General features: G+C 71.4%; 20 protein-coding genes. 11 read left to right on the top strand and 9 right to left on the bottom strand.

Features of this window, described 5'->3' with window-relative positions; all coding sequences use genetic code 11:
- Positions 1-233: 233 nt before the first annotated feature.
- The 6 genes from ACFV0Q_RS14570 to ACFV0Q_RS14545 all read left to right on the top strand — a co-directional run bounded on the left by ACFV0Q_RS14570 (position 234) and on the right by ACFV0Q_RS14545 (position 8,445).
- Positions 234-2,750: a SulP family inorganic anion transporter gene (locus tag ACFV0Q_RS14570; protein WP_385005069.1), complete on the top strand. Its 2,517-nt coding sequence runs from the start codon at positions 234-236 to the stop codon at positions 2,748-2,750.
- 204 nt (positions 2,751-2,954) lie between these two features.
- Positions 2,955-4,952, top strand: a complete 1,998-nt coding sequence (gene acs, locus ACFV0Q_RS14565) for an acetate--CoA ligase (protein WP_385005067.1) — start codon at positions 2,955-2,957, stop codon at positions 4,950-4,952.
- Positions 4,953-5,157: 205 nt separating this feature from the next.
- Entirely contained in the window at positions 5,158-6,639 is a 1,482-nt protein-coding gene (gene nhaA / locus ACFV0Q_RS14560) for a Na+/H+ antiporter NhaA (protein WP_385005065.1), read from the top strand.
- 54 nt (positions 6,640-6,693) lie between these two features.
- Positions 6,694-7,152 carry a phage holin family protein gene (locus ACFV0Q_RS14555; RefSeq protein ID WP_385005063.1) on the top strand — a complete coding sequence of 153 codons (459 nt, stop codon included), beginning with the start codon at positions 6,694-6,696 and terminating at the stop codon, positions 7,150-7,152.
- A complete protein-coding gene (locus ACFV0Q_RS14550; RefSeq protein WP_385005061.1) occupies positions 7,149-8,129 on the top strand; it encodes an alpha/beta fold hydrolase in 981 nt (326 codons plus the stop codon). The genes ACFV0Q_RS14555 and ACFV0Q_RS14550 overlap by 4 nt, the downstream gene beginning before the upstream one ends.
- A gap of 139 nt (positions 8,130-8,268) precedes the next feature.
- Positions 8,269-8,445 carry a hypothetical protein gene (locus ACFV0Q_RS14545; RefSeq protein WP_385005059.1) on the top strand — a complete coding sequence of 59 codons (177 nt, stop codon included), beginning with the start codon at positions 8,269-8,271 and terminating at the stop codon, positions 8,443-8,445.
- A gap of 4 nt (positions 8,446-8,449) precedes the next feature.
- On the opposite strand, the gene ACFV0Q_RS14540 is transcribed toward ACFV0Q_RS14545, so the two are convergent.
- The 3 genes from ACFV0Q_RS14540 to nth form a co-directional block, all read right to left on the bottom strand.
- Positions 8,450-9,652: a MarP family serine protease gene (locus tag ACFV0Q_RS14540; protein WP_385005057.1), complete on the bottom strand. Its 1,203-nt coding sequence runs from the start codon at positions 9,650-9,652 to the stop codon at positions 8,450-8,452.
- 13 nt (positions 9,653-9,665) lie between these two features.
- Entirely contained in the window at positions 9,666-10,382 is a 717-nt protein-coding gene (locus ACFV0Q_RS14535) for an NUDIX hydrolase (RefSeq protein ID WP_385005055.1), read from the bottom strand.
- 134 nt (positions 10,383-10,516) lie between these two features.
- Positions 10,517-11,413, bottom strand: coding sequence for an endonuclease III (nth, locus tag ACFV0Q_RS14530; RefSeq protein WP_385005053.1), 897 nt, complete (start codon positions 11,411-11,413; stop codon positions 10,517-10,519).
- Between the two features lie 254 nt (positions 11,414-11,667).
- On the opposite strand from nth, the gene ACFV0Q_RS14525 reads away from it, so the two are divergent.
- Together ACFV0Q_RS14525 and ACFV0Q_RS14520 are read left to right on the top strand one after the other, a co-directional pair.
- On the top strand, positions 11,668-12,342 hold the full coding sequence (locus tag ACFV0Q_RS14525; protein WP_003981529.1) for a Crp/Fnr family transcriptional regulator: 675 nt from the start codon (positions 11,668-11,670) through the stop codon (positions 12,340-12,342).
- Positions 12,343-12,477: 135 nt separating this feature from the next.
- Positions 12,478-13,278, top strand: a complete 801-nt coding sequence (locus tag ACFV0Q_RS14520; protein ID WP_385005051.1) for a nucleotidyltransferase domain-containing protein — start codon at positions 12,478-12,480, stop codon at positions 13,276-13,278.
- Between the two features lie 9 nt (positions 13,279-13,287).
- Here ACFV0Q_RS14520 and ACFV0Q_RS14515 read toward each other — a convergent pair whose 3' ends face one another.
- From ACFV0Q_RS14515 to ACFV0Q_RS14495, 5 genes are all read right to left on the bottom strand, one after another.
- Positions 13,288-13,587: a hypothetical protein gene (locus tag ACFV0Q_RS14515; RefSeq protein ID WP_385005049.1), complete on the bottom strand. Its 300-nt coding sequence runs from the start codon at positions 13,585-13,587 to the stop codon at positions 13,288-13,290.
- Positions 13,584-14,429 (bottom strand): MBL fold metallo-hydrolase, encoded by an 846-nt coding sequence (locus ACFV0Q_RS14510; RefSeq protein WP_385005047.1) that lies wholly within the window; start codon positions 14,427-14,429, stop codon positions 13,584-13,586. The genes ACFV0Q_RS14515 and ACFV0Q_RS14510 overlap by 4 nt, the downstream gene beginning before the upstream one ends.
- Entirely contained in the window at positions 14,426-15,328 is a 903-nt protein-coding gene (locus ACFV0Q_RS14505) for an NUDIX hydrolase (RefSeq protein WP_385005045.1), read from the bottom strand. Before ACFV0Q_RS14505 ends, ACFV0Q_RS14510 begins: the two co-directional genes overlap by 4 nt.
- Positions 15,329-15,477: 149 nt before the next feature.
- The gene (locus ACFV0Q_RS14500; RefSeq protein ID WP_385005043.1) at positions 15,478-15,951 is read right to left on the bottom strand and encodes a RidA family protein; all 474 of its coding nucleotides are present in this window, start codon (positions 15,949-15,951) and stop codon (positions 15,478-15,480) included.
- Positions 15,948-16,109 (bottom strand): DUF4177 domain-containing protein, encoded by a 162-nt coding sequence (locus tag ACFV0Q_RS14495; RefSeq protein WP_007264966.1) that lies wholly within the window; start codon positions 16,107-16,109, stop codon positions 15,948-15,950. Before ACFV0Q_RS14495 ends, ACFV0Q_RS14500 begins: the two co-directional genes overlap by 4 nt.
- A gap of 46 nt (positions 16,110-16,155) precedes the next feature.
- Here ACFV0Q_RS14495 and ACFV0Q_RS14490 point away from each other — a divergent pair, with 46 nt between their 5' ends.
- Both ACFV0Q_RS14490 and ACFV0Q_RS14485 read left to right on the top strand, forming a co-directional pair.
- Positions 16,156-17,139 (top strand): ArsA-related P-loop ATPase, encoded by a 984-nt coding sequence (locus ACFV0Q_RS14490; protein WP_385005041.1) that lies wholly within the window; start codon positions 16,156-16,158, stop codon positions 17,137-17,139.
- Positions 17,132-18,394, top strand: a complete 1,263-nt coding sequence (locus ACFV0Q_RS14485) for an ArsA family ATPase (protein WP_385005039.1) — start codon at positions 17,132-17,134, stop codon at positions 18,392-18,394. The genes ACFV0Q_RS14490 and ACFV0Q_RS14485 overlap by 8 nt, the downstream gene beginning before the upstream one ends.
- 60 nt (positions 18,395-18,454) lie before the next feature.
- On the opposite strand, the gene ACFV0Q_RS14480 is transcribed toward ACFV0Q_RS14485, so the two are convergent.
- Complete coding sequence (locus ACFV0Q_RS14480) at positions 18,455-18,805, bottom strand: WhiB family transcriptional regulator (protein ID WP_030228569.1); 351 nt, start codon at positions 18,803-18,805, stop codon at positions 18,455-18,457.
- Between the two features lie 397 nt (positions 18,806-19,202).
- On the opposite strand from ACFV0Q_RS14480, the gene ACFV0Q_RS14475 reads away from it, so the two are divergent.
- Positions 19,203-21,539 carry a transglycosylase domain-containing protein gene (locus tag ACFV0Q_RS14475; RefSeq protein WP_385005037.1) on the top strand — a complete coding sequence of 779 codons (2,337 nt, stop codon included), beginning with the start codon at positions 19,203-19,205 and terminating at the stop codon, positions 21,537-21,539.
- Positions 21,540-21,567 lie beyond the last annotated feature (28 nt).

The raw sequence follows: 21,567 nt of genomic DNA, 5'->3' as shown, positions 1-21,567 counted from the left end.
CGCACACCTCTCCCTCGCTGTTCCCTCGCAGGACTTCCGCGACGCAACGTCCCATGCGGTCCGCTTTAAGGATGGTGTGACAAGCCAGACAAAATACTTATTCACCCCTGAGTGCTAATTCGTAGGCCATTTGCCCGCATTACCTACCACTGCTCTTTACTCTCCATTACCATCCATTTACCGAGTGTTGAGACTCCCGCCGCTTCATCCCTCCTCAGAGGAGACGGGAACCCATGACGACAGCCCCATCCCCCTCCATGACCAAAGGCCCCGATGGCGGCGCACCGCGCGCCAAGGGGCTCCACGCGGATCTGTCCGCGTCCGTCGCCGTTTTCCTGATCGCACTGCCCCTCTCCCTGGGCATCGCCCTGGCCACCGGAGCCCCCTTGCAGGCGGGGCTGGTGGCCGCCGCGGTGGGCGGGATCGTGGCCGGACGGCTCGGTGGTGCCCCGCTCCAGGTGAGCGGACCGACCGCCGGACTCACCGTGGTGACGGCCGGGTTGATCCAGCACTACGGCTGGCGCACCACCTGCGCCATCACGGTCCTGGCCGGCTGCTGCCAGCTCGGGCTGGCCTTCCTGCGCACCGCGCGCTCGGCCCTGATGGTCAGCCCGGCGATCATGCACGGAATGCTGGCCGGCATCGGCGTGACCATCGCGCTGGCCCAGCTGCACATCGTCCTCGGCGGCACCCCGCAAAGCTCGGCGGTCGCCAACGTGCTGGGGCTGCCCGCCCAGTTGGCCGATCTGCATCCGGCCGCGCTCGGGGTGAGCGCGCTGACGCTGTGCGTGCTGCTGGGCTGGTCCCGGATCCCGGGGCGGGCGGGCCGGGCCCTGCGCAAGGTGCCCGCCGCACTGGCGGCGGTCGCCACGGCCACCGCCTTCGCGGCCCTGGCCGGGCTCGACCTGCCCCGGGTGGACCTGCCGTCCTGGAGCAGCCACGCACTTCCGGAGCTGCCGCAGGGCCCGGTGCTCGGGCTCATCGCCGCCGTGCTGACCATCACCCTGGTCGGCAGCGTCGAATCCCTGATGTCCTCGGTCGCCACCGACAAGCTGATCGCCACCGAGCGGGGTCCGGGCGACCGCCCGCCCCGCGCCGACCTCGATCGCGAGTTGCGGGGGCAGGGCGCGGCCAACATCGCCTCCGGGCTGCTCGGCGGGCTGCCCGTCGCGGCGGTGGCCGTACGCAGCGCGGCGAACGTCAAGTCCGGCGCCGCCAGCCGCAAGTCAGCCATGCTGCACGGGCTGTGGGTGGTGCTCGCGGCCGGACTGCTCGTCCCCGTGCTCGACCTGATCCCGCTCGCGGCACTGGCGGCGCTGGTACTGGCCGTCGGCCTCCAGGTGGTCAGCATCACGCACCTGAGGACCGTCACCCGGTACCGGGAGGTCCTGGTCTACGCGGCCACCATCGTGGCCGTGGTGCTGGGCGGGGTCCTGGAGGGCGTCGCCGTCGGCATCGCCGTGGCCGTGGCCCTGGCCCTGCACCGGCTGGCACGCACGAGGATCACCCTGGACGAGGTGGACGGCGTCCACCGGGTGCTGGCGCGGGGGCAGTTGACCTTCCTCGCCGTGCCGCGCCTGAGCCGGGTGCTGAACTCGATCCCGCACGGAGCGTACGTCGTCGTCGAGTTGGACGGCTCGTTCATCGACCACGCCGCCTACGAGATCCTCCAGGACTGGCAGGACTCCCACCGCGCGCACGGGGGTTCCATGGAGCTCACCGGTCGGGCCGGGGCCGCCATCTCCCGCGGGGACCACACACGGCCCACCGGGACGGCGCCCGGGACGGACACGAGTACGGAACCGGGCCACGCCTTCCCCACCGGATCCGGACAGGTACCGGCCGGCGGGAGCACCGCGATCGGCGGGGCAGGCGGCCACCGGGGCGAGGGGCGCGGGCCGCACCACTGCTGCCGCCCCTGGACCCCGTGGCAGAACCACTGCGACCACCGCGCGGCCCGCACGGCCGACCACCCCGTCGCACCCGCCGCCCCCACCCCCGAAACCTGGGGCACGGCCACCCGTACGATCCCCAGCGCGGCCGGCTCGCCCGACGCGTCGACCGCCGCCCGGCGGCGCCCGGGGGCGGGTCAACTGGCCAACGGGATCAGCGCCTTCCAGCGGGACACCGCCCCGCACGTCCGCGACGAGCTGGCCCGGCTGGCCCGCGAGGGGCAGCGGCCCTCACAGCTCTTCCTGACCTGCGCGGACTCCCGCCTGGTGACCAGCATGATCACGGCCAGCGGCCCCGGGGACCTGTTCACCGTCCGCAACGTGGGCAACCTCGTCCCCCTGCCCGGCGCCGAGGCCACCGACGATTCCGTCGCGGCGGCCATCGAGTACGCCGTCGACGTGCTCAAGGTCGACAGCATCACGGTGTGCGGGCACTCGGGCTGCGGGGCCATGCAGGCCCTGCTGAACTCCCACCCGGGAGCCCCGATGACCCCGCTGCGCCGCTGGCTGCGGCACGGGCTGCCCAGCCTGGAGCGGATGGCCAGCCGGCACCACGCCTGGGCCAGGATCGCGGGCCGGCTCCCGGCGGACGCCGTCGAGCAGCTGTGCCTGACCAATGTGGTGCAGCAGCTGGAGCACCTGCGGGCCCACGAGTCGGTGGCCCGACGGCTGGCCGAGGGCACGCTGGAGCTGCACGGGATGTACTTCCACGTGGGCGAGGCCCAGGCGTACCTGCTGTCGGAGGGCGAGGACTTCTTCGATTGTCGGGTTTTCGACAGTGTGGGCCAGAACGCCTGACCGGTATCCCGTTCGAACCGATACCCTCCCGTATCCGTGCAAGCTGTTGGCCCCTTCTCGCACCCTGCAGCGGGAAGGGGCCATTCGTGCGCCGTCCGGGTCCGAGGACGGCGCGTACCCTGCGGCGTGCGGGCCCAGTCGTGGCATAGGTCTAAACCAATTCCCGGCTACCCCTTGTCACCTGGGCGTCTGACCTGATGAGCTATGCCCGGGGACACAACGGACACCCTGGGAAAGGGAGATGTCGTGAGCAATGACAGCCTGGCCAATCTGCTCAAAGAGGAGCGGCGGTTCGCACCGCCCGCCGATCTGGCCGCCACCGCCAACGTGACCGAGGCGGCGTACGCGCAGGCCGACGCGGACCGGCTGGGCTTCTGGGCCGAGCAGGCCCGGCGGCTGACCTGGGACACCGAGCCGACGCAGACGCTCGACTGGAGCAACCCGCCCTTCGCGAAGTGGTTCGCCGACGGCAAGCTGAACGTGGCGTACAACTGCGTGGACCGGCACGTCGAGGCCGGCAACGGCGACCGCGTCGCCATCCACTTCGAGGGCGAGCCCGGCGACAGCCGCTCGATCACCTACGCGCAGCTCAAGGACGAGGTCTCGCAGGCCGCCAACGCCCTCACCGAACTCGGTGTGCGGGCGGGCGACCGGGTCGCCGTCTACCTGCCGATGATCCCCGAGGCGGTCGTCGCGATGCTCGCGTGCGCCCGGGTCGGTGCCGCGCACTCGGTGGTCTTCGGCGGCTTCTCCGCCGACGCCGTCGCCTCCCGCATCCAGGACGCCGACGCCAAGCTGGTGATCACCGCCGACGGCGGCTACCGCCGCGGCAAGCCCAGCGCGCTCAAGCCCGCCATCGACGAGGCCGTCGCCAAGTGCCCGCAGGTCGAGCACGTCCTCGTGGTCCGCCGCACCGGCCAGGACACCGCCTTCACCGAGGGCCGGGACGTGTGGTGGCACGACGCGGTCGGCCGCCAGTCCACCGAGCACACCCCGCAGGCCTTCGATGCCGAGCACCCGCTCTTCATCCTGTACACCTCGGGGACCACGGGGAAGCCGAAGGGCATCCTGCACACCTCCGGCGGCTACCTCACGCAGGCCTCGTACACCCACCACGCCGTCTTCGACCTCAAGCCGGAGAGCGACGTCTACTGGTGCACCGCCGACATCGGCTGGGTGACCGGGCACTCCTACATCGTCTACGGACCGCTCACCAACGGCGCCACCCAGGTGATGTACGAGGGCACCCCGGACACCCCGCACCAGGGCCGGTTCTGGGAGGTCGTGCAGAAGTACGGCGTCACCATCCTCTACACCGCGCCCACGGCGATCCGTACGTTCATGAAGTGGGGCGACGACATCCCCGCGAAGTTCGACCTGTCGAGCCTGCGCGTGCTGGGCTCGGTCGGCGAGCCGATCAACCCCGAGGCCTGGATCTGGTACCGCAAGCACATCGGCGGCGACCGCTGCCCGATCGTGGACACCTGGTGGCAGACCGAGACCGGCGCGATGATGATCTCCCCGCTGCCGGGCGTCACCGAGACCAAGCCCGGCTCGGCGCAGCGCGCCCTGCCCGGTATCGGCGCCACGGTCGTGGACGACGAGGGCCACGAGGTCCCGGACGGCGGGGGCGGCTACCTGGTCCTGACCGAGCCGTGGCCGTCGATGCTGCGCACCATCTGGGGCGACGACCAGCGGTTCATCGAAACCTACTGGTCGCGCTTCGAGGGCAAGTACTTCGCGGGCGACGGCGCCAAGAAGGACGACGACGGCGACATCTGGCTGCTCGGCCGGGTCGACGACGTGATGCTGGTGTCGGGCCACAACATCTCGACGACCGAAGTGGAGTCGGCGCTCGTCTCGCACCCCGCCGTCGCCGAGGCGGCCGTCGTGGGCGCCAAGGACGAGACCACCGGCCAGGCCATCGTGGCCTTCGTCATCCTGCGCGGCAGCGCCACCGAGACCGACAGCCTGGTCGGGGAGCTGCGCAACCACGTGGGCGCCACGCTCGGCCCGATCGCCAAGCCGAAGCGGATCGTCCCGGTGCAGGAGCTGCCGAAGACCCGTTCCGGCAAGATCATGCGGCGTCTGCTGCGTGACGTGGCGGAGGACCGCGCCGTGGGTGACGTCACCACTCTGGCCGACTCCTCGGTCATGGACCTGATCCAGACCAAGCTGCCCAGCGCCTCCAGCGAGGACTGACGGACAGCCGCCGAGCCGGCGGCGAGCGGGCTTCAGGCCCCGGAGGGCGTCCGGCGCACAGCGCGCCGGGCGCCCTCGTCCCGTTTAAGGTGAAGATCACCCGATACGACCGTGCGGACCCTGTAAAGTAAAAGAAGCGTCAACAATTGACGTTCCAAAGAGTCTCAGGGTGCGCCGGGAAGTCTGGTCGGCAACTGCATTTGCCATGCCGTCGACCACCCGGAGGTTCCCTACCGTGGCCACGTCCCCGCCCAGCCCCCGCCGCAAGTTCCTCGGCAGGCTCTCCCTGCCCGAGCGCCGCTTCGTCGCGGACGCGCTGCGCACCGAGACCGTCGGCGGCGTGCTGCTCCTGGTGGCCACCATCATCGCCCTCACCTGGGCGAACATACCCGCGATATCCAGCAGCTTCGAGAGCGTCCGGTCCTTCCACATCGGCCCCGCCGCCCTCGGCCTGGACCTCTCGCTCCAGCACTGGGCGGCCGACGGACTGCTCGCGATCTTCTTCTTCGTCGCCGGAATCGAGCTCAAGCGCGAGCTGGTCGCGGGCGACCTGAGCGATGCCAAGGCCGCCGCCCTCCCGGTCATCGCCGCCGTCTGCGGCATGGCCGTCCCCGCGCTGGTCTACGTACTGGTCAACACCGTCGGCGGCGGATCGCTCGGCGGCTGGGCGGTCCCGACCGCCACCGACATCGCCTTCGCGCTCGCCGTCCTCGCGGTCATCGGCACCTCGCTGCCGTCCGCGCTGCGCGCCTTCCTGCTGACGCTGGCCGTCGTCGACGACCTCTTCGCCATTCTGATCATCGCGGTGTTCTTCACCAGCGAGATCAACTTCCTGGCGCTCGCCGGGGCCGTCGCGGGCCTGGTCCTCTTCTGGTTCCTGCTGCGTCTCGGCGTACGCGGCTGGTACGTCTACGTCCCGCTCGCCCTGGTCATCTGGGGCCTGATGTACAACAGCGGCGTCCACTCCACCATCGCCGGTGTCGCCATGGGCCTGATGCTGCGCTGCACCCGCAAGGAGGGCGAGGAGCACTCCCCCGGCGAGCACATCGAACACCTGGTGCGCCCGATCTCGGCGGGGCTGGCCGTACCGCTCTTCGCCCTGTTCTCCGCCGGGGTCTCGCTCTCCGACGAGTCCATCGCGCAGGTCTTCACCCGCCCGGAGACCCTCGGCGTGGTCCTCGGCCTCGTCGTCGGCAAGACGGTCGGCATCTTCGGCGGCACCTGGCTCGCGGCCCGCTTCACCAAGGCCGAACTGAACGAGGACCTCGCCTGGCCGGACGTCCTGGCCGTGGCCTCCCTCGCCGGCATCGGCTTCACCGTCTCCCTGCTGATCGGTGAACTCGCCTTCGCCGGGGACCCCGTCCTGACCGACGAGGTCAAGGCCGCCGTCCTGATCGGCTCGCTGATCGCGGCGATCATCGCGAGCGTCATGCTCAAGCTGCGCAACCGCAAGTACCGGGCTCTGACCGAGGCCGAGGAGCGCGACGAGGACCTCGACGGCATCCCGGACATCTACGAGCAGGACAACCCGGCGTACCACCTGCGGATGGCGAAGATCTACGAGGAGAAGGCCGCCGAGCACCGCCGCAAGGCCGCGGCCGCGGCCGCGGCCGCCCGCGAACCGGCGGACGAACCCACGGGCGAACCGGCGGGCGGGTCCAGCACCGGCGCCGACCGTCCGGCATGATCTGACTGACGACGGAGGACAGCCGCCGGCAGCAGACGACAGAGGGAGTCAGAGATGAGCGCAGTGGACCAAGAGGCTCCGGGAGCCGAGCGCACGCTCGGCCAGCTGGTCGCCTCGGCCACCGCCGAGATGTCGGCCCTGGTGCACGACGAGATCGCCCTCGCCAAGGTCGAGATCAAGCAGGACGTCAAGCGCGCGGGCATCGGCAGCGGCGCCGCGATCGTGGCGGGCGTGCTGCTGCTCTTCTCCCTCCCCGTACTGAGTTTCGCCGCGGCCTACGGGATCCACAATCTCGGTCTCGGCCTGGCCTGGTCCTTCCTCATCGTCGGGGGCGTGTTCTGGCTGCTCGCGGGCCTGATCGGGCTCCTGGCCGTGGTGAAGTTCAAGAAGGTCAAGCCGCCGGTGAAGACCATCGAGTCCGTCAAGCAGACCGCCGCGCTCGTCGGAACCGTCAAGCCGCACCCGCGGCCGGTGAGTGACCAGGCTGTGGGTGTGGCACGCTCGTCCTCATGACAGCGCCCTCGCCGGACTCCAGCCCTGCGCCCACCGCCGCTTCGGCGGTCCGGATGGACCTCCCCGGCGGGAGAGCGGTGACCCACCGGGACGTCGCCGCGAACGGGGCCCGCTTCCACGTCGCCGAACTCGGCGACGGTCCGCTGGTCCTCCTGCTGCACGGGTTCCCGCAGTTCTGGTGGACCTGGCGGCACCAGCTCACCGCGCTCGCGGACGCCGGATACCGCGCGGTGGCCATGGACCTGCGCGGGGTGGGCGGCAGCGACCGCACCCCGCGCGGCTACGACCCCGCGAACCTGGCGCTGGACATCACCGGGGTCGTACGGTCCCTGGGCGAGCCGGACGCCGCCCTCGTCGGCCACGACCTGGGCGGCTACCTCGCCTGGACGGCGGCCGTGATGCGGCCCAAGCTGGTGCGCCGGCTGGTCGTCTCCTCCATGCCGCATCCGCGCCGCTGGCGTTCGGCGATGCTGGCGGACTTCGGGCAGACCCGGGCGAGCTCCCACATCTGGGGGTTCCAGCGGCCGTTCGTCCCCGAGCGGCAGCTGGTCGCCGATGACGGTGCGCTCGTAGGGGAGCTGATCCGGGAGTGGTCCGGGCCGCGGCTGCAGGCCGGCGGGGCGGAGGGCGCCGACGAGGAGGCCCTCGCCGTGTACCGGCGGGCGATGTGCATCCCCTCCACCGCGCACTGCTCGATCGAGCCGTACCGCTGGATGATGCGCTCGATGGCCCGGCCGGACGGACTGCAGTTCTACCGGCGGATGAAGCGGCCCGTACGGGTGCCGACGCTGCACCTGCACGGTTCGCTGGACCCGGTCATGCGGACCCGGAGCGCGGCCGGTTCCGGGCAGTACGTCGAAGCCCCGTACCGCTGGCGGCTCTTCGACGGCCTGGGGCACTTCCCCCACGAGGAGGACCCGGCGGCCTTCTCCACCGAGCTGGTGAACTGGCTGAAGGACCCCGAGCCCGACCGCTGACGGCCTGTCCGCCGGATCCCTGACGGGGCGGCAGGCCTTTTGTGCGACTGTCCTACGGGCATTCAATTGCCCGGCGCATAGGCCAATTGGCCGCCCCGCGGGGGATTACGGACCTTGGGCCCCGGGCACAGCTCGTTGTATGGGCTGGACGCACGACCACGGTGACACCGCACGCGAACGCCGCTCGGCCACAGCGCCGGGCACGCACGACAGGACCGGCCGGGACGGCCACGACGACCCACGGCTGGGCATCCCGCGCATCCTGCGCCGCCGCGCCCGCTGGGTCTCGGCGCGGCTGCGCCATCCACGGATGTAGGACGTCAGAGCGCGCAACCCTGGGTGTCGACCCGGCGGTCGGCGGTCCTTCCGAGGCGGATGTCGTCGCGGATCTCGTCCGCCGTCAGGGCGTAACCGGTGTTCGGGTCGTCGAGCGACTTCGCGAAGACGACCCCGTACACCCGGCCCTCGGGCGTCAGCAGCGGGCCGCCGGAGTTGCCCTGGCGGACCGTCGCGTACAGGGAGTAGACGTCGCGGCGGACGGTGCCCCGGTGGTAGATGTCCGGGCCGTTGGCGTTGATCCGGCCGCGGACGCGGGCCGCGCGGACGTCGTAGGCGCCGTTCTCCGGGAAGCCGGCCACGATGGCGTCGCTGCTGCTCGTGGCGTCCTTGTCGGTGAACTCCAGGGCCGGGGCGCGCAGCTTGGGCACGTCCAGGACGGCGATGTCGCGCTCCCAGTCGTAGAGCACGACCTTGCCGTCGTAGAGCTTGCCCTCGCCGCCGATCTGTACGGTCGGCTCGATGACCCCGCCGACGACATGGGCGTTGGTCATCACCTTGCCGGGCGCGAAGACGAAGCCGGTGCCCTCCAGGACCTTGCTGCAACTGGGCGCGGTGCCGACGACCTTCACGATCGAGAGCTTCGCCTGCTCGGCGACCGCGCTGCGGGCGAGGGCCGGGTCGGGCGCCTTCACCTCGGTGATGGGCTCGTTGGAGAACGGGCTGAAGACCTGCGGGAAGCCGTTGCGGGCGAGGGTGGAACTGAAGTCCGAGAACCAGGTGTTCGCCTGCGCCGGGAGCACCCGCGACACGCCGAGGAGCACCTTGGAGTTGCGGACCTCCTTGCCGAGCGTGGGAAGCGAGGTCCCCGCGAGCGCCGAGCCGATCAGCCAGGCCACCAGCAGCATCGCGACGACGTTGACCAGCGCTCCGCCGGTCGCGTCGAGCGCGCGGGCGGGCGACCATGTGATGTGGCGTCGGAGGCGGTTGCCGAGATGGGTGGTCAGCGCCTGGCCGATCGAGGCACAGATGATGATCACGACAACGGCGATGACGACGACGGTGGTGGTCACCTGGGTGCCGTTGTCGGTCACCCGGTCCCAGATCAGGGGCAGCAGGGCCACGGCGACGAGACCACCGCCGAGGAAGCCGATCACCGACAGGATGCCGACGACGAACCCCTGGCGGTAGCCCACGATCGCGAACCACACGGCGGCGACCAGCAACAGGATGTCCAGCACGTTCACGTGGGCCACCGTCTCATGCGTGCCAGTCGAGCGGGACGTGACGTGAGCGGTCCCACGGGCGCTCCCAGCCCGCGAAGTGCAGGATCCGGTCGATCACCCCGGCGGTGAAGCCCCAGACCAGTGCCGATTCGACCGTGAATGCGGGGCCTTGGTGGCCTCTGGGATGGACCACGGTGACCCGGTGTTCGGGCTCCGTGAGATCCGCCACGGGCACCGTGAAGACCCGGGCCGTCTCGGCCGGGTTCACCGCGCCGACCGGGGAGGGTTCGCGCCACCAGCCGAGCACCGGGGTCACGACGAACTCGCTGACCGGGATGTAGAGCCGGGGCAGCACCCCGAAGAGCTGGACGCCGGCCGGATCGAGGCCGGTCTCCTCCTCGGCCTCGCGCAGCGCGGCGCGCAGCGGGCCGGTGGTGTGCGGGTCGCCGTCCTCCGGGTCGAGGGCGCCGCCGGGGAAGGAGGGCTGGCCCGCATGCGAGCGCAGGGTGCCGGCGCGCTCCTGGAGCAGCAGCTCGGGGCCGCGCGGGCCCTCGCCGAAGAGGATCAGCACGGCGGACTGCCGGCCCCGGCCGTCCTCGGGGGGCAGGAAGCGGCTGAGCTGGCTCGGGCGCACGGTGCGGGCCGCCTCCACCACCGGGTCGAGCCACTCGGGCAGGCCGACGGTGCTGAGCGCCAGGCCGCCGCCCTCGTGGGCGGCGGCCGTGGTGTCGTCCTGCGTACCGCGCGTCATACGCACCCCTGTCCACGTTCCTCTGAAGAGACCGTCTGCTGTGAACACCCTCTCCCACACCGCTGAACGCGGTCCGGGTACCGATTCGTTCCTACGGGGGCGCGCGGATGGCCCGCCGCACGCCCCGGCCGCGCTCAGGACTCCGTACGGGCTCCCAGCGGGGGCGCGGGGAGGCCCGGGTAGTCCGGGGGCGGGGACAGGCGCTGGCCCGGGTAGCCGCCCTTCTCGTACTTGAGCAGCTTCTTCGCCTTCTCCGGGTCCGTCTCGCCCTCCCCGTACGCCGGGCAGAGCGGGGCGATGGGGCAGGCGCCACAGGCGGGGTTGCGGGCGTGGCAGATCCGGCGGCCGTGGAAGACGACGCGGTGCGAGAGCATCGTCCAGTCGCTCTTCGGGAAGATCCCGCAGATCTCCGCCTCGACCTTCTCGGGGTCCTGCTGCTCGGTCCACTTGAAGCGGCGCACCAGCCGCCCGAAGTGGGTGTCGACGGTGATCCCGGGGACTCCGAAGGCGTTGCCGAGGACCACGTTGGCCGTCTTGCGGCCCACGCCGGGCAGCGTGACCAGGTCTTCGAGGCGGCCGGGCACCTCTCCGTCGAACCGGTCCCGCAGGGCCTGCGAGAGGCCGAGGAGGGACTTCGCCTTCATCCGGAAGAACCCGGTCGGGCGAATCAGCTCCTCCAGCCGCTCCGGGTCGGCCGCCGCCATGTCCTCGGGGGTCGGGTAGGCGGCGAACAGGGCCGGGGTCGTCTGGTTCACACGGAGGTCGGTGGTCTGCGCGGACAGGACGGTGGCGACCAGGAGCTCGAAGGAATTGCGGAAGTCCAGCTCCGGATGGGCGTACGGGTACACCTCGGCGAGCTCGCGGTTGATCCGGCGGGCCCGGCGGATCATGGCCAGGCGGGATTCGGGCTTGCCTTTGCCCGACGCCCCGGCCGCGACCGCCGTCGCGGCCTTCGGTTTCTTGGCCGAAGCTTTGCCCTGGGAGGCGGGCCGGGCCTTCCCGGACGCCTCCGCAGGGGCTTGTTCGCCCACGGCTGAATTCTGGGCCGCCGTCACTCCTGCGGACCCCTTGGCCTGTGCTCTCACCGGCTTATTGGACACCCGGCCAGCCTAAGGCCGGGCGCTGACACCCGCCCGGACCTCAGGTAACACCACCCCGATCGGTCGCCCACCACACAGCACGCGCGTCCGTCCGGCATCCTTAGTAGTGATTGATCGCACTGTTTGAGCCGTCCGGCAAAATGGGAGACCGGTCCCCTGAGCTGGTCGACATAGGAGAGAGACTCGTGGACGACGTTCTGCGGCGCGCCCCGCTCTTCGCGGCGCTCGATGACGAGCAGGCCGCGGAGCTCCGCGCCTCCATGGGCGAGGTGACCCTCGCACGCGGTGACGCCCTGTTCCACGAGGGCGACCCCGGCGACCGGCTGTATGTCGTGACCGAGGGCAAGGTGAAGCTCCACCGCACCTCCCCCGACGGCCGCGAGAACATGCTGGCCGTCCTCGGCCCCGGCGAGCTGATCGGCGAGCTGTCGCTCTTCGACCCGGGCCCGCGCACCGCCACCGCCACCGCCCTGACCGAGGTCAAGCTCCTCGGCCTCGGCCACGGTGACCTGCAGCCGTGGCTGAACGCCCGGCCCGAGGTCGCCACCGCGCTGCTGCGCGCCGTCGCCCGGCGCCTGCGCAAGACCAACGACCAGATGTCCGACCTGGTCTTCTCCGACGTTCCGGGCCGTGTGGCCCGTGCGCTCCTCGACCTGTCGCGCCGCTTCGGCGTGCAGTCGGAGGAGGGCATCCACGTGGTGCACGACCTGACGCAGGAGGAGCTGGCCCAGCTCGTCGGCGCCTCCCGCGAGACCGTGAACAAGGCCCTGGCCGACTTCGCGGGCCGCGGCTGGCTGCGGCTGGAGGCCCGCGCCGTGATCCTGCTGGACGTGGAGCGCCTCGCGAAGCGCTCGCGCTGACGCTTGGCTTTCGCTGTGAGGGGGTCCCGCCCGGTGGGCGGGGTCCCCTTTCGCGTGTCCCGTGCGGCGCCGTTGCGGGGGCTCCGCCCCCGGGCCCCCGCGCCTCGAACGCCGGCGGGGCTGGATGATCGGGGTATGGAGCGCAGAGGCCTCGACGCGTACGGGTACTTCGAGCGGGAGGGGTCCCTCGGGCTGGTCCAGCCCGCCTTCGCGGCGCCGGTCGCCGCCGCGCGGGGCCGGATCGCCGAGGCGTACGGGCCCCGGCTGCACAGCGCGTACCTCTACGGTTCCGTGCCGCGCGGGACCGCCCGGCCCGGGCGCTCGGACCTCGACCTGCTGCTGGCCCTGCACCGGGAACCCTGCGACGAGGACCGGGACACCGCCGAGGTGCTGGGCCGCGTACTCGACCAGGAGTTCCCCGAGACCGACGGGGTCGGCATCCTGCTCTACGGCAAGGACCGGCTGCTGAGCGAGCGGGAACGGTACGACCTGGGCTGGTTCCTGGCCTGCCTGTGCACGCCGCTGCTCGGCGCCGACCTGGCCGAGCACCTGCCCCGGTACCGTCCGGACAGCCTGCTGGCCCGGGAGACCAACGGCGACCTGGCCCTCGTACTGGCACGGTGGCGGGAGCGGTTCGAGGCCGCCTCGGAGCCCGCCGAGTACCGCCGGATGAGCCGGGGCTTCTCCCGGCACCTGGTGCGCACCGGATTCACGCTGGTCATGCCCCGGTGGGGCGGCTGGACCAGCGACCTCACCGAATCGGCGGAGGTCTTCGGCCGCTACTACCCGCGGCGGGCCGCCCAGATGCGGGACGCGGCCGCCGTGGCCCTGGCCCCGGTCGCGGACCGGGACGTGGTGCGCGGGTACGTCGAGGACCTCGGCCCCTGGCTCGCGGCCGAGTACACGGCCCGGCACGGGACGAAGGCGCCGCGCTAGCCGCGCGGGCTACGCCCGCCGGGACACGTCCAGGGCCTCCACGGCCCGCTTCGCGTCCACCAGGCCCGCACCGGTGATCTCCCGGTAGCGCTTGATGGCCGAGACCGTGCGGCCGTCGCGCACCAGGGCCCGTACGTCGTCCAGCCCGGCCGGCTCCGGCTCCTCGATGCCGAAGTGGTCCAGCACCAGGCCCAGGCGGCGCTCCAGGCGGTCGGCGCGGTCCTCCAGGGCCCTCATCCGCAGGGTCACCGTCGAGGTGATCCAGCCGGCGGTGGCGAGCAGCGCGAGCAGCAGGAACAGCATGTTCATTCAGGTCCCCCCGGGATCAGTCCGTGATCGCGAAGGTACTCCAGCTGTGCCTGTACCGACCACGTGGCCGCGGGCCAGAGCGAGCGGTCCACATCGGCGTAGACCTGGGCGACGACGGCCTCGGGGGTGACGAAGCCGTTCTCCACCGCCGTCTCCACCTGCGCGAGCCGGTGGGCGCGGTGGGCCAGGTAGTACTCCACGGCGCCCTGGGCGTCCTCCAGGACCGGTCCGTGGCCCGGGAGGACGGTGGTGACCCCGTCGTCGACGGTGAGGGACCGCAGGCGGCGCAGGGAGTCCAGGTAGTCGCCGAGGCGGCCGTCGGGGTGCGCGACGACGGTGGTGCCGCGGCCCAGGATCGTGTCCCCGGTGAGGACGGCCCGGTCGGCGGGCAGGTGGAAGCAGAGCGAGTCGGCGGTGTGACCGGGGGTGGCCACCACGCGCAGCTCCAGGCCGCCGGTGCGGATCACGCTCCCGGCGGCCAGGCCCTCGTCGCCGAGCCGCAGCGCGGGGTCGAGGGCGCGGACCTTCGTACCGGTCAGCTCGGCGAAGCGGCCGGCGCCCTCGGCGTGGTCGGGGTGGCCGTGCGTGAGGAGGGTCAGCGCGACGCGCTTGCCGGCCTGCTCGGCGGCGGCGACGACGGCCCGCAGGTGGGACTCGTCCAGCGGGCCCGGGTCGATGACGACGGCCAGCTCGGAACCGGGCTCCGAGACGAGCCAGGTGTTGGTGCCGTCCAGGGTCATGGCCGAGGCGTTGGGTGCCAGGACGTTGACGGCGCGGGCGGTCGCGGGACCGGAGGAGACGACTCCGCGGGGCTGGCCGGGGAGTACGGCGGCGTCGGTCATGCGGTGCCTCCCGGGCGGACGCGCTTGGTGAACTCGTCGTGCCCCGGCCAGCTGAGCACCAGCTCGCCGTCCACGAGGGCGGCCCGCGCCAGGACGGGCGTCAGGTCCTGCGCGGCGGCCGCCGCCAGCGCGGCGGCGGCGCTGGCGTGGGGCTCCAGGGAGCGCAGGGTGGAGATGGTGGGCGGCATCATCAGCAGCTCGCCCCCGTCGTAGCGGGCGGCGGCGTCGGCGGGGCGGATCCAGACGGTCCGGTCGGCCTCGGTGGAGGCGTTGCGGGTGCGCTGGCCCTCCGGGAGGGCGGCGACGAAGAACCAGGTGTCGTAGCGGCGGGGCTCGAACTCCGGGGTGATCCAGCGGGCCCACGCGCCGAGCAGGTCGGAGCGCAGCACCAGGCCGCGGCGGTCGAGGAACTCGGCGAAGGACAGCTCGCGCGCCACGAGGGCCTCGCGGTCGGCCTCCCAGTCGTCGCCGGTGGTGTCGCCGACGACCGCGTCGGGGGTCTCCCCCGCCAGGAGCACGCCGGCCTCCTCGAAGGTCTCGCGGACGGCTCCGCAGACGATGGCCTGGGCGGTGGCGGCGTCCGTGCCGAGGCGGGCCGCCCAGGCGTCCCGGCCGGGTCCGGCCCAGCCGATGCGGCGGTCCTCGTCGCGGGGGTCGACCCCGCCGCCGGGGTAGGCGTAGGCGCCCCCGGCGAAGGCCATCGAGGCGCGGCGGCGCAGCATGTGCACGGCCGGGCCGGCGGGGGTGTCGCGGAGCAGCATCACCGTGGCGGCGCGTTTGGGCGGGACCGGGGTGAGCTCGCCGTCCGCGAGGGCGCGGATGCGGTCGGGCCACTCCGGGGGGTACCACTGGCCTCCGGCGGGCTGGGGGGACGACGGACGGTGCTGACCATTCGGCATGGCCGGATGCTACGGCCATCCGGCCCGATGTTCGAGGCCCCCCTCGGGGGCACCGGGCGGCTCCGGCCGGGGGTGTCCCGCTGCGCGGAGCGGCCGGAACGACCACGACGCGCCGGACGGAGTCCGGCGCGTCGGAGAACGGTGGTGCCTCAGGCGGAGGGAACGAGCTCCACCTGGATCTCGACCTCTACCGGGGCGTCCAGCGGGAGGACCGCCACGCCGACGGCGCTGCGGGCGTGGATGCCCTTGTCGCCGAGGATCTCGCCCAGCAGCTCGCTCGCACCGTTCAGCACACCCGGCTGGGCCGTGAAGTCGGGGGCCGAGGCGATGAAGCCGACGACCTTGACGATGCGGGCGATCTTGTCGAGGTCACCGACCACGGACTTGACGGCGGCCAGCGCGTTCAGCGCGCAGGTCGCGGCCAGCTGCTTGGCCTGCTCCGCCGACACCTCGGCGCCGACCTTGCCGGTCAGCGGGAGCTTGCCCTTGACCATCGGGAGCTGCCCGGCGGTGTACACGTACGCACCCGACCGGACGGCCGGCTGGTAGGCGGCCAGCGGCGGGACGACCTCGGGGAGGGTCAGGCCGAGCTCGGCGATCCTCGCCTCGACGACGCCGCTCATGCCTTCTCCCGCTTGAGGTACGCCACGAGCTGCTCGGGGTTGTTCGGGCCGGGCACGACCTGGACGAGCTCCCAGCCGTCCTCGCCCCAGGTGTCCAGGATCTGCTTGGTGGCGTGAACCAGCAGGGGGACCGTCGCGTATTCGAACTTCTTGGTCATGGGGCCGAGCGTAATGCCTGCGCGGGAGTGGTTAGGCTCGGACGCTGTGAGCAGGCTCCAGGTGGTCAGCGGCAAGGGCGGCACCGGCAAGACCACGGTCGCCGCGGCACTCGCGCTCTCCCTCGCACGCGAGGGCAGGCGGACTCTTCTCGTGGAGGTCGAGGGCAGGCAGGGCATCGCACAGCTTTTCGGCACGGAGGCGCTCCCCTACGAGGAGCGCAAGATCGCCGTCGCGCCCGGCGGGGGTGAGGTGTACGCGGTCGCCATCGACGCGGAGCGGGCGCTGCTGGACTACCTCCAGATGTTCTACAAGCTCGGCTCGGCCGGGCGCGCCCTCAAGAAGCTCGGCGCGATCGACTTCGCGACGACGATCGCCCCCGGTCTGCGGGACGTCCTGCTGACCGGCAAGGCGTGCGAGGCGGTCCGGCGCAAGGACAAGGCGGGCCGGTTCGTCTACGACCACGTGATCATGGACGCGCCGCCGACCGGGCGGATCACCCGCTTCCTGAACGTCAACGACGAGGTGGCGGGGCTGGCCCGGTTCGGGCCCATCCACAACCAGGCGCAGGCCGTCATGAAGGTGCTCAAGTCCCCCGACACGGCCGTGCACCTGGTGACCCTGCTGGAGGAGATGCCCGTCCAGGAGACCGCGGACGGCATCGCGGAACTCCAGGAGGCGGGGCTTCCGGTGGGCCGGATCTTCGTCAACATGGTGCGCCCGCACCACCTGGACGAGAGCACCCTGCGCGAGGCCGCCGAAGGCCGCCGCGCCGACATCGCCAAGGCCCTGTCCCGGGCGGGGCTCGGCGGCGCGCGGCGGGGCGGGCTGGCCGAGCGGCTGGTGGAGCCGCTGCTGGCGCAGGCCGCCGAGCACGCGAGCCGGGTGGAGCTGGAACGGGAGCAGCGCGCGGTGCTGGCGGGGCTGGACGTGCCGACGTACGAACTCCCCCTGCTCGGCTCGGGGATGGAGCTGGCCGGGCTGTACGAGCTGGCTACGGAACTCCGCAAGCAGGCGGACGCCGATGAGTGAGGGTGGGAACACGGTGGGCCTGGACACTCCCGCGCAACTGGCGGTCGACGCGCTGCTGGACGACCCGAAGACGCGGATCATCGTGTGCTGCGGCGCGGGCGGGGTCGGCAAGACCACGACGGCCGCGGCGCTCGGCGTACGGGCGGCCGAGCGGGGGCGCAAGGCGGTCGTGCTGACCATCGACCCGGCCCGCAGGCTGGCCCAGTCGATGGGGATCGACTCGCTGGACAACACGCCGCGGCGGGTGGCGGGCGTCGAGGGCGAGGGCGAACTGCACGCCATGATGCTCGACATGAAGCGGACGTTCGACGAGATCGTCGAATCGCACGCGGACGGCGAGCGGGCGCGGGCGATCCTGGCGAACCCCTTCTACCAGTCCCTGTCGGCCGGTTTCGCGGGCACGCAGGAGTACATGGCGATGGAGAAGCTGGGGCAGCTGCGGGCCAGGGACGACTGGGACCTGATCGTGGTGGACACCCCGCCGAGCCGGTCGGCACTGGACTTCCTCGACGCGCCGAAGCGGCTCGGGTCGTTCCTGGACGGGAAGTTCATCCGGGTGCTGATGGCTCCGGCGAAGGTCGGCGGGCGGGCCGGTATGAAGTTCCTGAATGTCGGCATGTCGATGATGACCGGCACGCTGAGCAAGTTGATGGGTGCCTCGCTGCTGAAGGACGTACAGACCTTCGTGGCGGCGATGGACACGATGTTCGGCGGGTTCCGCACCCGCGCGGACGCGACGTTCCAGCTGCTCCAGGCTCCGGGTACGGCCTTCCTCGTGGTCGCGGCTCCCGAGCCGGACGCCCTGCGCGAGGCGGCGTACTTCGTGGAGCGGCTGGCCGCGGAACGGATGCCGCTGGCCGGCCTGGTGCTGAACCGGGTGCACGGGAGCGATGCCGCGCGGCTGTCCGCCGAGCGGGCCCTGGCCGCCGCAGAGAATCTTGAAGAAGGCGGCATTGTCGATCAGGAGTCCGGGAAAGCTGGACTTCGTGACGCCGCCGAGGACGGCTCCCCCGGCGCGGACGAGGACCTCCACGACACCAGCGACGTGGACGAGATCACCGCAGGGTTGTTGCGCCTGCATGCCGAACGGATGCAGGTGATCGCGCGCGAACAGCGCACACGCGACCGCTTCACCTCGCTCCACCCCGAAGTGGCGGTGGTACAGGTGGCCGCCCTGCCCGGCGATGTGCACGACCTCGCCGGGCTGCGGGCCATCGGAGAGCGGCTCGCGGCCGGGGTTCCGGCCGGAGCGTAGGCGTTCGTACGACGTGGCACCCGGGTGATCGCCCGGCTGCCCGACGCGGCGCCCGGGTGGTTACCCGGCTGCCGCGTACGTCTCGTACGAAACGTCGATCTCCGCGTCGACATCCACGGTGAGGATGCCCGTGCTGCGCTCGTACTCCGTGCGGGCGGTTTCGAGCAGCCGTCGCCACGAGGTGACGGTGGGACGCCGGCGCAGCAAAGCGCGTCGTTCCCGCTCGGTCATTCCGCCCCATACTCCGAACTCGACACGATTGTCGAGCGCGTCGGCCAGGCACTCGGTCCGCACCGGACATCCGGTGCACACCGCCTTGGCCCTGTTCTGTGCCGCTCCTTGAACGAACAGTTCATCCGGATCGGTAGTGCGGCAGGCTGCCTGCGCACTCCAGTCGGTAACCCAGCCCATCCCGGCGCCGTCCTCTCCCGAATCGAGGCTCCCCCACGGCGGTAGCGGCATATTCACCGCTGCCAGTTGAGGACGTTACGGAAGGTGGGCACAGTGCAACACCCCCGACGGGCCCAATCTTGAATGGTCCGAACGGACTATGGGTAAGCGGCAGATCACCCGACGGAGTGATCCGGCGACATGCCCGGCCATTCCGGCGATTCGGGTGAAATCGGGAAAGCGCCGGTGCGCAGCCGTCAGAGGGAAGGGCGGGATTCGGACATGAGTCCACCCCATTCGGGAAGGGTGAAAATCAAGCCGAGGGGTTGATGTCGCACCGCGCTCCTGTGACAGTTGGGGTCAGCTTAGGCCAAGGCATTCGCGTGTGTCCGGCGAATGAGAACGTAGGCTGCCCTCCATGGGAAAGAAGCGCTCGGGCGGCGGGCTCACGGGGCCACAGCAGGCCGCCAAGTTCCTCGGGGTGTCCGTTCTCTCCGGAGTCGTACTCGCCGGCATCGCGATCCCGGGCGCAGGCGCGCTGGGGCTAGCGGCCAAGGGGACCGTCGAGGGTTTCGACGAGATCCCGGCCAATCTGAAGACTCCTCCGCTGAGCCAGCGCACCACGATTCTGGACGCGGAAGGTGGCTTGATCGCCACCGTCTATTCACGGGACCGCCAGGTGGTCCCGCTCACGGCCATCTCGCCGTACATGCAGAAGGCGATCGTCGCGATCGAGGACTCCCGTTTCTACGAACACGGCGCGGTCGACCTCAAGGGCATCCTGCGCGCGGTGAACCGCAACGCGCAGGAGGGCGGCGCCGCGCAGGGCGCCTCCACACTGACGCAGCAGTACGTGAAGAACGTCTTCGTCGAGGAGGCCGGCGACGACGAGTCCAAGGTCCGCGAAGCGCAGGAGAAGAGCCTCGGGCGCAAGATCCGCGAGCTGAAGTACTCGATCCAGGTCGAGGAGGAGCTCGGGAAGAAGAAGATCCTCGAGAACTACCTGAACATCACCTACTTCGGCCAGCAGGCGTACGGAATCGAATCCGCGGCGCAGCGCTACTTCAGTAAGCCGGCCAAGGACCTGACCCTCGAGGAGTCCGCGCTCCTGGCGGGCGTCGTGCAGTCGCCGAGCCGGTTCGACCCGGTGAACGACGCGCAGGAGGCCACGAAGCGCCGCAACGTCGTCCTCCAGCGGATGGCCGACATGAAGGACATCTCGCAGGCGGAGGCGGACGAGGCGAAGAAGAAGCCGGTCGTCCTGAAGGTGACCCGGCCGAAGAACGGCTGCATCACCGCGGTCAAGGGCGCGGGCTTCTTCTGTGACTACGTGCGCAACACCTTCCTGTCGGACCCGGTGTTCGGCAAGACCCGCGAGGAGCGCGCGAAGATCTGGAACCAGGGCGGCCTGACGGTCCGCACGACCCTGGACCCGCAGTCGCAGGACGCCGCGAACGCCTCGATCAAGGACCACGTGAACGAGGACGACTCGATCGCGACGGCCGTGACCATGGTCCAGCCGGGCACCGGACGGGTGCTGGCGATGGGTCAGTCGAAGCCGTACGGCTTCGGGAAGAACGAAACGCAGATCAACTACTCCGTGGACAAGCGGATGGGCGGGTCCAACTTCGGCTTCCAGGTGGGTTCGACGTTCAAGCCGTTCATCGCGGCCGCCGCCATAGAGCGGGGCATGGAGCCGACGAAGGTGTACTCGGCGCCGAACAAGATGGACTACCCGAGCCCCGTGTCGCGGTGCGACGGCTCGAACTGGCAGAACCTGCCGCTCGCCAACGGCAAGCTGCAGACGGCGGAGAACGAGACCCCGGACGAGCAGGGTCCGTACGCGCTGAAGACGGCGATGGAGAAGTCCATCAACACGTACTTCGTGCAGATGATCTCGGACATCGGGCTGTGCCCGGTCACGGAGATGACGCAGAAGCTCGGCGTGGTCCCGGCCAGCGGCGTGAAGCTGCCCGAGGAGCCGTCCATCGCGCTCGGCTCCGCCGAGATGTCCCCGCTGACGATGGCCAACGCCTACGCGACCTTCGCCAACCGGGGCGTCTACTGCACCCCGATCGCCCTGGAGTCGATCACCGACGCGCACGGCAAGGCGCTCGCGGTGCCGAAGACCAAGTGCGACCGGGCCATGTCCCAGGACACCGCCGACACGATCAACACCCTGCTGCGCGGAGTGGTCGACTCCGGTACGGGTGAGCGGGCCGGCCTGACCGACCGGGACAACGCGGGCAAGACCGGTACGACGGACGGCCGCTACAACGCCTGGTTCGTCGGCTACACGCCGAACCTGTCCGGAGCGGTGTGGGTCGGTTCGGGCGGCGCGAAGAAGATCACGATGGAGGACATCACCATCGGCGGGACGTACTACCCGAAGGTCTTCGGCGGTGGCCTGCCGGGCCCGATCTGGAAGGACGCGGTCTCCGGCTCGCTGTCCGGCCGCGAGGCGCCCGGGTTCGTCACGGTCAACATCCCGGAGCCCTCGGTTCCGGGCGGCGGCGGTGGCAACGGCACCGGCGGCAACAACGGCGGCCGGAACAACACCCCCAGCCCGCCGACGACCCCGCGCAAGCCCGGGAAGCCGGGCAAGCCCGGCGGTGACAACAAGCCGGGCGACAACCGCCCCGGCGGCACGACGGCCGGAGCCACCGGCGGCCTCCTCGGCGGAGCCACCGGCGGCGCGACCGACCCGTTCCCCGGCGCCAACGCGGGCCTGGTCGGCGGCCCGGAGCCGCAGTAGGACCGTGAGCACGGAGAAAGGGGAGGGC

This window comes from Streptomyces sp. NPDC059564, assembly GCF_042735575.1.
Taxonomy (GTDB): Bacteria; Actinomycetota; Actinomycetes; order Streptomycetales; family Streptomycetaceae; genus Streptomyces.
Note: the sequence above shows the minus strand (reverse complement) of the source record. Positions and strands in the feature narration are given on the sequence as shown.